Genomic DNA, 12,042 nt, shown 5'->3' with positions numbered 1-12,042 from the left:
AGGTGAAGCCTGGTTGATGGCTGGAATCCATTGGCATCAACCAGCACTCGCAATCGACAACTACAAGAAGCGGAGTAGACGATGGACTACGATGTCATCATTGTTGGAATGGGACCGGTGGGCGCCTTGTGCGCCAATCTGGCCGGTCTGTGGGGGCTCGATGCCCTGGTGGTGGAGAAGTCCGAAACGGTTTATGCCAACCCTCGAGCCATGGGCTTTGACCATGAAGTGATGCGCGTCTTCGGCAATATCGGCCTGGCCGACAGCATCGCTGAACATGTCATGCCTTACCGCCCCTCGGAATACCGCACGACCGGTTCACAGTTGATCAAGCGCATTGACGCTGCCCAACCGCCTTTTCCCCTGGGTTGGGCGCCGAACTACGTGTTTTCCCAGCCACCGGTGGAGCGCGCGCTTCGCGAGAAAATCGCCAGTTTCAAGTCGGTCACCGTTGAGCTGGGTTCCGAGGTGTTGTCGGTCGACTCCACCGAGTCCCAGGCGCATGTGCGCATCCAGGCGAAGGATGGCATCGAGCGCACGGTCACGGCGGCCCATGTATTGGCCTGCGATGGCGGTACCAGTCCAATCCGTACCCGCCTGGGGCTGAAGATGGACGACCTGGCGTTCGACGAGCCATGGCTAGTGGTCGATGTGATCCTCAACGAAGGGGCGGGGGAGGATCTGCCGAAGACCAACGTCCAGTTCTGCGAATCGGCCAGGCCGTGCACCTTTGTCGTCGGCCCGGGGCGGCATCGTCGCTGGGAGTTCATGATCAATCCGGACGAGCAGCCTTCGGAGATCTCGCAGCCTGAAACGATCAGGAAGCTGATTGCGCGCTGGTTGCCGGAGCAGGACTACCAGTTGTGGCGGGCCTCGGCCTATCGATTCCATGCCTTGATCCTCGAGCAATGGAAAGCCGACCGGGTGTTTTTCCTTGGGGACGCGGCCCACATGACGCCGCCATTCCTGGCACAAGGCATGTGCCAGGGGATGCGCGATGCCTTGAACCTGGTCTGGAAAATCGCTCTGGTAAAAGAAGGGTTGGCAGCTCCGGACTTGCTGGAGACGTATCAGCTCGAGCGTGCGCCGCATGTGCGCCAGACCACCCTGGCGGCCAAGGAGTTCGGTGGCGTGATCTGTGAGCGCGACAGCCAGCGCGCCGCAGTCCGGGATGCACGTTTGATCGAGCAGATGCAGGCGAACCCGGGAGGAACCGTCCGCCAATCGCTGATCCCAGGATTGTCGCAAGGGTTTATCGCGCAGGTACCACCGGCCGGTGAGTTGTTTCCCCAACCCAGGGTGATCAATCATGCCGGAAAAACGGCGCTGCTTGATGAGTTCACCGGCCAGTCGTTTCGTGTCGTCATCGCGGCTGGGTTCGATGCCAGTGCCTTGTTGAATTGCCTACGCAGCAGTCAGTCGTTCAAGGGGTTGCCCATTAGTGTGGTGCGTTTGGTCAATGCCGAGCAGCGCGGTGCTCGCTCGGTCGACGAATATCAGGAAGTCGATGGCGTGTTGTCACAGTGGCTCGAGCGTCGAGGCTGCAACGTGGTGATCGTGCGGCCAGATCATTACGTATATGGAGGAGCGGTTACGGTGGCCTGGGCGATGGAGTTGCTCGAGAGCATGGAGCTTGCGCTGTGGTGTAAGCCGCAGAAGCCCGCGCCTGCCCAAGGTGGCGTTTGCGACAAGACGCTCAGGTTCGCGCAGGCCTAGAGCCTGAAAGGCAACAACCCCTTCGCCTGGTTCTGTCCACGAAAGCAGTGCGGGGCGAAGGGTTTTACACGGCGGTCAACCCGCACAAGAGGAGGCGGTACGACGCTGTTGCACCAGGTATCGAGTGCAGCGAACCCGCAGTAATGAAGAGTAGCTCACGACGTCTTTACTGAAGCGTCGCCTGTTGGCGCTCGATGGCTTCTATCGTTCGACTCAAGGTGTTTTGTATGTGATCGCGCAAAAGGGTCACGGCTTGGGGGGCTCGTGCCAGCGCAGCATCCATCAGTTTCTGATGCTCATTGCCCTTGTGCCTCGGCGTGATTCGCTGCTTGGCCGAATAGCGCCTGTAGCGCTCAGCTCTGTCGAAAAGGGAGTCGACCATCTTGAGCATCAGCGGTGAAGGGCATGCCGCAAACAGCGCGAAGTGAAAGGCCTTGTGCCGGGCAGACCACTCATCGTCGAGTACGAGTACGCCACTTCCCAGCTTTTTCTCGATCAGATTCAAGCGGTGGAATGCACCCAGTACATTCGCCTCCCAGGCGTCATCACCAAATTCCATGGCGTCGCTCAGTGCTTCGCACTCCAGCAGACAGCGCAGCCGTGTGATGTCTCGAAAGTCCGCGGTGGAAATAGGGGCAACCCTGAACCCCTTGTTATCGCTGGCTTCAACGACGCCGTCCTGAGTCAGGCGATTGAGTGCCTCGCGAATAGGCGAGCTGCTCAGTCCGTAGATTTTGGACAATTCGGCGACCTTGAGCTTTTCGCCTGGGGCCAACTCGCAACAAACAATCGCCTTCTTCATCTGTGTCAACGCGACATCGATCAGCGGACTGTTAGGGGAGGGAATCATGGTCTGAGTTTTCCTGGAATTTGCACTAAACCGATTTTATGCGCAAAACACCGCTTAATGCAAAAAATGTATCCGGCATTGAGCAGACTGCTATCACCATACAGAAAATTTCCCCCCCGTCTTTCCTTTTCCCCCTGACCCAAATGCCTAAGGAGCGACCCTCCGGCGGGAAAATCCAGGCTGCCGTTTCCCGCGGTTTGCGGTGCGTTCACTTGCTTTCGCTCAAACCTTCTCTGGGTTACCTGGAAAGGGAAGAGGGTGCTTGGCCGAATGTTCTTGACTTTGAATTTGAGCAGGAATATTTTTTGTGCACAAAGTGATTTGAAATGCAGCAAAATATTTTTTACGCACAATATTAAGGCTTTTGGCGCTGGTCGATTCCGAAGAACTGCGAGGTGGGCGATGAGGACAAAACGGGTACTCGACTTGGCTGACGCCGAACTGGTGCTCGTGGCGGCCATGGGAAAAGCCGACCAGGAGAACTGGAAGGTCTCCATGACGGTGGTTGATGAGGCGGGCTGCTTGATGGCGTTCAGGAGGCTTGATGGCGCATCCGTCTCGTCTGCCCAGACGGCCATCGATAAAGCCCGCAGCGCCGCACTGACTCGCCGACCGACCAAGTTTTTCGAGGAGATGGTGGCGGCCGGCCGAGTCGCCGCATCGATGATTCACGGCGTCTTTGCCATCGAGGGTGGACTGCCAATCATTGTCGAGGATGAAGTCGTAGGCGGGTTTGCCGTCAGCGGTTTGAAATCGCAACTGGACATAGCTCTGGTGGAGGCTGGCCTACTAGCGTTGGCTTTCCATCAAGGGCGATAAGGCAGGTAACCAAGAAGCTAGGCATATCACGCAGCACCTGATGTATTCGCAGCAAATTCTGCGAGTGGATGACCTTTTACAAAAACAAAAAAACAGGAACATCTCCATGAAAACAGCCAACCAGCGGTTCTGCCCGTTGCCGGTCTCCAGCCTTGCTTGCGCAGTCGGCGCAACGATCTTGCTGGGCCTTTCAACCCAGGCGCAGGCCTTCCAGATCGACACTGGCAACCCCGACCTTTCGGCGTCGTGGGATAACACCATCAAGTACAGCAACGCCTGGCGGGTGAATAAACTCGATCACAAGGTGGCGGCCGGCCCTGGGACGTCCAACAGCAATCCCAACCTGGACGACGGCGATCGAAACTTTGATCGCGGACTCATTTCCAATCGTCTGGACATCCTTTCCGAATTCGACATCAAGTACAAAGACGTCGGTGCGCGCCTCAGTGCGGCCTCCTGGTACGACAACGTCTACAGCCACGACAATGACAACGATTCGCCGGGCACCGCCAACTCGGTGAGTGTCGACCACGACGAATTCACCAGCGACACTCGCCGGATCCACGGTCAACGCACTGAAATCCTCGACGCTTTTGTCTATGGCTCGAAGGAAATCGGCACGACCTCGCTGTCCGGGCGGCTCGGGCAGTTCACGCAGATTTACGGTGAAAGCCTGTTCTTCGGCGCTAACGGCATTGCCAATGCCCAGTCTACGGTGGACTTGGTGAAGCTTCAGTCAGTCCCCGGTTCGCAGTTCAAGGAAATCCTGATGCCCACCAAGCAGGTGTCCGGCAACTGGCAACTGAACGACACCGTGAGTGTGGGGGCCTACTACCAGTTCGAATGGAACAAGACCCGTTTGCCCGCCGCGGGTAGCTACTTCAGTGGCGCGGATTTTGTGGGTGAGGGAGGCGAACGGGTGTTCTTCCCAACCGGTGAGCTGCGTCATGGCAAGGACAAGGAAGCCAGGGATTCCGGGCAGTTCGGCGCACAGTTGAAGTTCGCTGTGGAGGACTGGGAATTCGGCCTCTACGCGGCGAAGTACCACGAAAAAACCCCCGTGTTCTATTTCCGCCCTGCCGCGCTGGTGCCAGGGGCTGATGACTCGTTCATCAATGTCTATCCCGAGGACGTCAAGGTATTTGGCGCGAGCTTCAGCACGCAGGTGGGCGAGGCCAATATCGCGGGTGAAACATCCATCAGGCTCGATACGCCCCTCGCGGGTGTCGGCGGCACCATCATCACTGGCATGGGGGCCGACAACGACTCCGATCCCGCGTACCCCATCGGTCGGTCGTGGCATGCCCAGGTATCGATGATCAATGTCTACGGGGGATCCGCGCTGTGGGACGGCGCTTCCCTGCTGGGTGAGCTGGCGTTCAACCGGCGGCTGAGCGTGACCAAGAATGCCGATCAACTGGACCCCAATACCACGCGCGATGCCTTCGCCCTGCGCTTCACCTTTGAACCGCAGTATTTCCAGGTCTTTCCCGGCATCGATGTCCAAGCGCCGATCACCCTTGGCTACAACCCGTCCGGACGCTCTTCCGTCACGCCTCAAGCATTCGGCCCGGAACATGGCGGCGACCTGACGCTGGGTCTCAAGGCCGATTACAAGAAGCAGTGGTATGCCTCGCTGAGCTACACCAACTTCTTCGGTGAGGCCGGGCCAGTCATCAATTCAGCCAATTCGTTCACCTACCAGCAAAACATGAAAGACCGGGATTTCGTGGCGTTTTCGATCCAGCGAACCTTTTAAGCAAAGAACAGGCGGGCCCTGATAATGATAAAAATTAAACTGCTGTTGCTGTCCACTTTGTCGATCTCCCTGTCTGTTGGCACCGCGCTAGCGGCGGTCAGTCCTGACGAGGCGGCGAAGCTCAAGACCACGCTGACGCCCATGGGCGCCGAAAAAGCCGGTAACGCCGATGGCTCCATCCCGGCCTGGACCGGCGGCTTGATCAAGGATGTCGCCGGAGCCAAGTTCGGCGATGTGCCTGCCGATCCGTTTCCCAGCGAGAAACCGGTGTTGCAGATCACTGCCAAGAACGCTGCGCAGTACGCCGACAAGTTGAGTGAGGGCACCAAAGCCCTGTTGGCCAGGTTCCCCGACACTTTCCACCTGGATGTTTACCCCACTCACCGTAGTGCCGCGGCGCCGGATAGCGTCTATCAAAACACCTTCGCCAACGCCACCAACTGCAAGACCACCAGCAACGGTTTGTCGGTAGAGGGCTGCTACGGCGGTATCCCGTTCCCGATTCCGAAAAATGGCAATGAGGTCATCTGGAATTTCCTGCTGCGAGTCGAGGCCGAATCCATACAGATGGGCTATGCCAACATCATCGGCAACGCCGACGGGACTCGGACGTTGGCCAGCCGAGGCGTGGAGAACTGGCAATACCCGTACTACTACAAGGACGGTGCCGCGGATAAATGGACGGGGCAGTATGCGCTGCTGCGGTTCCTGACCAGCGAGCCGCCGTTCAAGGCCGGGGAATCGCTGGTGACCCATGACAGCATCAATGCCCAGGAGCCCCGGGAGGCCTGGCAGTACCTGGTCGGCCAACGTCGTGTGCGGCGTGCGCCTACCGTGGGTTATGACACTCCGGACTTCGTCGCCTCAGGCGCCAACTATTTCGATGAAGTGCACGGTTTTATCGGCCATCCGGATCGTTACGACTGGAAACTGGTGGGTAAGAAAGAACTGTACATCCCTTACAACGACAACAAGTTCCATACCGAGAAACGCGACGACGCCTTTACCGCCAACCACCTCAATGCGGACAAACTACGCTGGGAACTGCACCGTGTCTGGGAGCTGGAAGCCACGGTGGCGCCGGGCAAACGCCACGCGGTGCCCAAGCGTCGATTCTTCATCGACGAAGACAGCTGGACCATCTCGCTGGTGGATGGCTACGACGCCGAGGGCAAACTGTGGCGAGTCTCCCAGGTGCTGCCCTTCGTTGTTCCCTCCATTCCTGCGGTGGTTGTCAAACCCGTGGTGATCTACAACCTGCAAGCCAAGACCTACAGCGTCGTGCAAAGCTTGAATGGAGAAACCTATAGCGTCATACCACGCAAGCCCGAGAACTTCTTCACCGGGAATTCGGTAGCGTCCGGGTCGGTGCGCTGAGCCTCGCAACAATTTTCAAACTTTTGTTCCATGGACGCGGTGCCACTGGCGCGGCGTCCACTGAACCGCATCATCGAGGCTGGCCAATGCGAATTCAAAGTCCCGGGGTTTTATACCCACATCCGTTCAAAGCGTTGATGCTAAGTGTGTCAATCATCACGGCGTTCACCGGCGTAGCGGCGGCGCAGCCCGTCGGGCTGCCGGTGCAGCCATCGGTCACAAGCGCCATGGCAGCCAAATCGGTCATGCTGAGTGTCGCCAGGGCAGGTCAGCGCCTTGTGGCGGTTGGCGAAAGAGGGTTCATCGTTGTCTCTGATGATAACGGTGGTAGCTGGAGGCAAGTCAGTTCCCCGGTCAGCATGACCCTTGTCAAAGTTCGCTTTTTCGATGACCTCGAAGGCTGGGTCGTCGGACACGCCGGGGTGGTCCTGCACAGCCGGGACGGCGGACTGAGCTGGGAGAAACAGTTGGATGGCGTTCTGGCCGCCGACATCGAATTGCAGGAAGCCAAGCAAGGCACCGAAGCTGCTGGCGACGCAGAAAAAGCGCAAGAGCGTTTGGCTCAAGCTCAGCAACTCGTGGACGATGGTCCCGACAAACCTTTTCTCGATCTACTGTTTTTGGATGCCAAGAACGGGATCGTGGTTGGCGCATACGGCCTGGCTTTCGTGACTCATGACGGCGGGCTCAGTTGGCAATCGATTCGTTCCCGCATTGAGAACCCAAACGGATTGCACCTCTACAGTATCGAGTGGGTGGGAACGGATCTGTTCATCGCTGGCGAACAGGGCACGCTGTTGCGCTCCAGTGACGAGGGCAAGACCTTCGAGTCCCTCGCTTCACCGTATGAAGGCACGACCTTCGGACTCCAATCGACCAATGCCGGATCCATTCTGGCGTTTGGGCTTCGCGGCAAAGCCTTCGAGTCCAAGGATCGCGGCGATACCTGGCAGCGCCTCGACACCTTGCAGCCGGTCACGTTGACCAGTGGTCTGCGGCTGGAGGATGGCGCCGTGCTCCTCGCCGATGAATCGGGAAGAGTGCTGCGTTTTGAGCAGGGCAGTACCAAAGCATCAGTCTTGAAGATCACCCAACCCAGTTATTTCACAGGTATGGCGCAGGCCGCAAACGGTAGCCTGATCATTAGCAGCGCACGGGGCATGCTGTCATCCGAAGCTGCAGTGCAGTCGTCGGAGCAGATCAATGAATAGCTATACTCGCTCTGCCGAGCATCAAACCATCCCTAAACCGGATGCATTCGACCCGTCCTCCGGCACTCTGGTCGAGCGGCTCTTGTTCAATCATCGCAGTGTGATTCTTGGCATTTGCGTGATACTCAGTCTGGTACTGGGCTACCAGGCACTGAGTCTGAAGCTCAATGCGGCCTTCGAAAAAATGATCCCAACGGATCATCCTTATGTGCAGAACTATCTGAAAAATCGCGACCAGCTCAGCGAGGGCGGCAACACTTTACGTATTGCGATCGAAGCCAGGCAGGGCAGCATCTTCGATGCCGCTTACCTGGAGACGGTCAAGAAAATAAATGACGAGGTGTTTTTATTACCTGGCGTCGATCGCTCATACATGAAGTCCCTGTGGACGCCTGCGACCCGCTGGATCGGCGTGACGGAGGAGGGCTTCGACGGCGGTCCGGTGATACCTGACAATTACGATGGCTCAGCCGCCAGCCTGGAGCAGGTTCGGCAGAACGTCGAACGCTCGGGAGAAGTGGGCCGCCTGGTCGCTGCCAACTTCAACTCCAGCATCGTGCTATTGCCCCTTCAGGAAACGGCATCCGACGACGGTCAACCGCTCGATTACAACGCGCTCTCAAGTCAGCTTGAAACGATTCGGGCCAAGTACGAAACCGACAACATCAAGATCCACATCACCGGCTTCGCCAAGGTGGTGGGTGACCTGATCGACGGCATGCGCCAGATGCAGCTGTTCTTTGCCGCCACCTTGATCATCTGCGGCATCGTGCTGTATTGGTACACCCGTTGCGTGCGCAGTACCTTGTTGGTGCTGCTGTGCTCGATCATCGCCGTGGTCTGGTTGCTCGGGTTGCTGCCGACCTTGGGCTTTGATCTTGACCCGTACTCGATCCTCGTTCCGTTTCTGGTGTTTGCCATCGGCTTGAGCCATGGCGCGCAGAAGATGAACGGGATCATGCAGGACATCGGGCGTGGAGCCGACAAACGGGTGGCGGCGCGCTTCACCTTTCGCCGCCTGTTCTTGACCGGGCTGATGGCGTTGGTGGCGGACGCCGTGGGATTCGCTGTTCTGATGATTATCAAGATTCCGGTCATCCAGGATCTGGCCGTTGCCGCCACGATCGGCGTGCTGACCCTGATTTTCACTAACCTTATCCTGTTGCCGATCCTGTTGTCGTACACCGGTGTCAGCAAGGCCGCGGCATTGCGTGAAGCGGCTAACGACAAGTTCTCGCAGCTGGACGCACACCACTCCCGACATCCATTCTGGGCGTTCCTGGATCTGTTCACCGAGCGCAAATGGGCGAGCGGCGCAGTCATCATCGCCGTGATGCTGGGGGCGGCCGGGTTTGCCGTCAGCCTGCACGTGAAGATCGGCGACCTGAATCCTGGTGCCCCGGAACTGCGTCCCGAATCGCGCTACAACACCGACAATCGCTTTATGGTCAGTAACTTTTCCGCCAGCAGCGACAAGTACGTCGTGATGGTCAAAACCCCTCAATACTATTGCGCCAACTACCAGACATTGGTGTCGGTCGACGCGTTGGAAGCTCAGCTTCAACAGTTGCCCGGGGTGGTGTCGACCACGTCTTTGGCCGCCCTCAGCAAGCAGGCCGCCGCGGGTATGAATGAAGGCAGCATGACCTGGTACGAGATACCGCGTAATCAAGGGCTGTTGAACGCGATCATCACACGTGCACCCCGTGAGCTGTTTAACCAGAATTGCGATTTGCTCACGGTTTATGTCTATCTCACGGATCACAAGGCGGACACGCTCACCAGTGTGGTGCAAACCGTCGAGCAATTCGCGGCGGCCCATAACACCGATCAGATACAGTTCCTGAATGCGGCGGGTAATGCCGGGATCGAAGCGGCCACCAACATCGTCGTCAAGCGCTCGAATGTGCAGATGCTCTTCATGGTCTATGCAGCCGTTATCGCTTTGTGCTTCATCACCTTCAGGTCTTGGCGGGCGGTGGTGTGCACGGTCTTGCCGCTGATGCTGACGTCCATTTTGTGCGAAGCCTTGATGGTAGGACTGAACATCGGCGTCAAGGTCGCGACGCTGCCCGTGATTGCGCTGGGGGTAGGCATCGGAGTGGATTACGCGTTGTACATCCTTAGCGTGACGCTGACCAACCTGCGTAATGGCTCAAGCCTGTCCGATGCTTATTACCTGGCCCTGCTTTCGACGGGAAAAGTGGTGGTGATGACGGGGATTACCCTGGGTATCGCGGTACTGACCTGGGTGTTGTCGCCCATCAAGTTCCAGGCCGATATGGGCATCCTGCTCGGCTTCATGTTCATCTGGAACATGGTGGGTGCATTGATACTGGTGCCGGCGCTCGCCCATTTCTTCCTCAAGCCAAAACCGCAGATCGTGAGCATTTAAATGACGGCATCGATAAATATCCTCGGCCTGTCAGGCAGCCTGCGTCAGCACTCGGCCCATACGGCGATCCTCAATACAATGGCTGAGCGATTGTCCGGGCAGGTTCGATTGACGCTCCATGGATTGGAAAGCATCCCGCCGTACAACGAAGATCACGACGGCGTCCATGCCCCGCAGGCCGTGAGTGACCTGCGTGCAGCCGTGGCGGCTGCCGATGGGGTATTGATCGCCTCGCCGGAATACAACCATGGAATGTCTGGTGTACTGAAAAATGCGCTGGACTGGTTGTCCCGCCCCCATGGCAAGTCGGTCCTGACGGGGCGTCCAGTGCTGGGTTTCACGGCTTCGCCTGCGTTTACCGGAGGCGTTCGGGCCCATCAACAACTCAATGAAACCCTATGGGCGATCCAGGCTGCCGTGGTGGTTCACCCACAGATCGTCATAGGCGATGTGTACAGCAAAATAGAACATGGACGGCTGGCGGATGGTGCTGCTCGGGATTTTTTGCTGAATGGCATTGGCGCGTTGATCGAGCAGATCAAACAGGCAGCGAAAGAAAAAGTCGACGTGAATGGCGCGGGGCGCTGAATGATCAGGTTCGCTGCAAATCTATCACTCCTGTTCACGGAGTTGCCTTTTGAAGATCGCTTTGCTGCAGCGCGTGACGCCGGCTTTGACGCTGTGGAATTCAGTTTTCCGGCAGGTCTTCCAGCCGTCACCGTTGCAAGACATCTGGAACGCACGGCGCTCCGGCAGGTCTTGGCAACCGTGCCCTTGCGACCCGGCAGCAAGGGGTTGGCTGCTGTAGTCGGTCGAGAAGTCGAGTTCAAGGATGATTTTCTCCGGGGGCTGGAGTATGCCGTGGCGGGTAATAGCCCGCTTCTGCACGTACTGAGCGGTGTGGTCGATCATGCGCGCCATGAGTCGTCATGCCGTGTATTTGAAGAGAACATGAATTGGGCGATTGAAGAAGCGAGTCGCTATAAGATCAAACTGGTGATCGAAGCCATCAATCAGGTGTCGTTGGCGGGTTATTTTATCCGCTCGTTGTCTGACGCAATTCAATGGACGGAACGATTGGATGGGTTGGGATTGATCCTGGACATTTATCACGCGTCTATGGAGCAACTCGATCCAATGGATTGCACCGCACGTTATCTTGCCCAAGCCGATCATTTTCAGATGGCTGGATTTCCTGGACGGCATGAACCCGATGTCGGGCGCCTCAACGCGCGGGCCATCTTGGATTTTCTCAAGACTCATGCCTATCAGGGCTGGATCGGATGTGAATATAACCCTGTTGCGGGGACAGCTGACGGTCTGGGATGGCTTAATGGCTATCGAGGTCCTTAAGTCCGATACATCGCTCGATTAGAACAATCATTTCGACGTTTGGCGAAGGAACGCAGGGTGATCGTGGAGGGCAGTTGGATCGTACCAGTCACCCTCCGAAAAGCCCCTTGACCTGAATCACCCCATGCTTTTGGAGCGTTAATCACTGACGCTCAATTCATTGCAGACACTGCGCACCGGCCCGGGCCACTTGCGCATCCTGCTCAGCCTTGACCCCCGAGACACCGACCGCACCGATCACTTGGCCGTCGACGATGACCGGCACCCCGCCTTCGAGGGAGGTCAGCAAGGGTGCTGACAGAAAGGCGTGGCGCCCGCCATTGACCATGTCCTCGTAGCCTTTGGACTCACGCCGGCCGAGAGCCGAGGTGCGGGCCTTTTCGGTGGCGATGTAGGCGCCAATCGGGGCGCAACCGTCAAGACGCTCAAGGGCCAAGGGATGGCCGCCGTCATCGACAATCACGATGGTCACGGCCCATTGATTGTGTTGGGCTTCGGTCCGTGCGGCAGCGAGAATTTGGCTGACTTCGGTCTGGCTCAGTACGGCTTTGCTTTTCATGGG

General features: G+C 57.7%; 10 protein-coding genes. 8 read left to right on the top strand and 2 right to left on the bottom strand.

Going from position 1 to position 12,042, the window contains the following annotated elements:
• Window positions 1-81 precede the first annotated feature (81 nt).
• Window positions 82-1,716: a bifunctional 3-(3-hydroxy-phenyl)propionate/3-hydroxycinnamic acid hydroxylase gene (locus FGE05_RS09375; protein WP_139644253.1), complete on the top strand. Its 1,635-nt coding sequence runs from the start codon at window positions 82-84 to the stop codon at window positions 1,714-1,716.
• A 166-nt stretch (window positions 1,717-1,882) separates the two neighbouring features.
• Here FGE05_RS09375 and FGE05_RS09370 read toward each other — a convergent pair whose 3' ends face one another.
• Window positions 1,883-2,566, bottom strand: a complete 684-nt coding sequence (locus tag FGE05_RS09370; RefSeq protein ID WP_139644251.1) for a GntR family transcriptional regulator — start codon at window positions 2,564-2,566, stop codon at window positions 1,883-1,885.
• Between the two features lie 270 nt (window positions 2,567-2,836).
• On the opposite strand from FGE05_RS09370, the gene FGE05_RS09365 reads away from it, so the two are divergent.
• The 7 genes from FGE05_RS09365 (at window position 2,837) to FGE05_RS09335 (ending at window position 11,480) form a co-directional block, all read left to right on the top strand.
• Entirely contained in the window at window positions 2,837-3,385 is a 549-nt protein-coding gene (locus FGE05_RS09365; RefSeq protein WP_139644249.1) for a heme-binding protein, read from the top strand.
• Window positions 3,386-3,491: 106 nt separating this feature from the next.
• Window positions 3,492-5,144 carry a DUF1302 domain-containing protein gene (locus FGE05_RS09360; RefSeq protein ID WP_139644246.1) on the top strand — a complete coding sequence of 551 codons (1,653 nt, stop codon included), beginning with the start codon at window positions 3,492-3,494 and terminating at the stop codon, window positions 5,142-5,144.
• A 24-nt stretch (window positions 5,145-5,168) separates the two neighbouring features.
• A complete protein-coding gene (locus FGE05_RS09355) occupies window positions 5,169-6,521 on the top strand; it encodes a DUF1329 domain-containing protein (protein ID WP_139644245.1) in 1,353 nt (450 codons plus the stop codon).
• Between the two features lie 137 nt (window positions 6,522-6,658).
• Window positions 6,659-7,732 carry a YCF48-related protein gene (locus FGE05_RS09350; RefSeq protein ID WP_257225625.1) on the top strand — a complete coding sequence of 358 codons (1,074 nt, stop codon included), beginning with the start codon at window positions 6,659-6,661 and terminating at the stop codon, window positions 7,730-7,732.
• Window positions 7,725-10,127: an RND family transporter gene (locus tag FGE05_RS09345; protein WP_139644239.1), complete on the top strand. Its 2,403-nt coding sequence runs from the start codon at window positions 7,725-7,727 to the stop codon at window positions 10,125-10,127. Before FGE05_RS09350 ends, FGE05_RS09345 begins: the two co-directional genes overlap by 8 nt.
• Complete coding sequence (locus FGE05_RS09340; RefSeq protein ID WP_139644237.1) at window positions 10,128-10,715, top strand: NADPH-dependent FMN reductase; 588 nt, start codon at window positions 10,128-10,130, stop codon at window positions 10,713-10,715.
• Window positions 10,716-11,480 carry a hydroxypyruvate isomerase family protein gene (locus FGE05_RS09335; protein ID WP_139644235.1) on the top strand — a complete coding sequence of 255 codons (765 nt, stop codon included), beginning with the start codon at window positions 10,716-10,718 and terminating at the stop codon, window positions 11,478-11,480. It abuts the gene before it with no gap.
• Between the two features lie 157 nt (window positions 11,481-11,637).
• Here the strand turns inward: FGE05_RS09335 and FGE05_RS09330 are convergent, their stop codons facing one another.
• Window positions 11,638-12,039: a heme-binding protein gene (locus FGE05_RS09330; RefSeq protein ID WP_139644232.1), complete on the bottom strand. Its 402-nt coding sequence runs from the start codon at window positions 12,037-12,039 to the stop codon at window positions 11,638-11,640.
• Between the last annotated feature and the right edge of the window lie 3 nt (window positions 12,040-12,042).

It is taken from the genome of Pseudomonas sp. ICMP22404, from assembly GCF_006227205.1.
Taxonomy (GTDB): Bacteria; Pseudomonadota; Gammaproteobacteria; order Pseudomonadales; family Pseudomonadaceae; genus Aquipseudomonas.
Note: the sequence above shows the minus strand (reverse complement) of the source record. Positions and strands in the feature narration are given on the sequence as shown.

Coding starts and splice junctions, on each gene's coding strand:
- FGE05_RS09375 (WP_139644253.1), top strand. CDS start 82: ATGGACTACGATGTCATCATTGTTGGAATGGGACCGGTGGGCGCCTTG.
- FGE05_RS09370 (WP_139644251.1), bottom strand. CDS start 2,566: ATGATTCCCTCCCCTAACAGTCCGCTGATCGATGTCGCGTTGACACAG.
- FGE05_RS09345 (WP_139644239.1), top strand. CDS start 7,725: ATGAATAGCTATACTCGCTCTGCCGAGCATCAAACCATCCCTAAACCG.
- FGE05_RS09350 (WP_257225625.1), top strand. CDS start 6,659: ATGCTAAGTGTGTCAATCATCACGGCGTTCACCGGCGTAGCGGCGGCG.
- FGE05_RS09335 (WP_139644235.1), top strand. CDS start 10,716: ATGATCAGGTTCGCTGCAAATCTATCACTCCTGTTCACGGAGTTGCCT.
- FGE05_RS09355 (WP_139644245.1), top strand. CDS start 5,169: ATGATAAAAATTAAACTGCTGTTGCTGTCCACTTTGTCGATCTCCCTG.
- FGE05_RS09330 (WP_139644232.1), bottom strand. CDS start 12,039: ATGAAAAGCAAAGCCGTACTGAGCCAGACCGAAGTCAGCCAAATTCTC.
- FGE05_RS09365 (WP_139644249.1), top strand. CDS start 2,837: ATGTTCTTGACTTTGAATTTGAGCAGGAATATTTTTTGTGCACAAAGT.
- FGE05_RS09340 (WP_139644237.1), top strand. CDS start 10,128: ATGACGGCATCGATAAATATCCTCGGCCTGTCAGGCAGCCTGCGTCAG.
- FGE05_RS09360 (WP_139644246.1), top strand. CDS start 3,492: ATGAAAACAGCCAACCAGCGGTTCTGCCCGTTGCCGGTCTCCAGCCTT.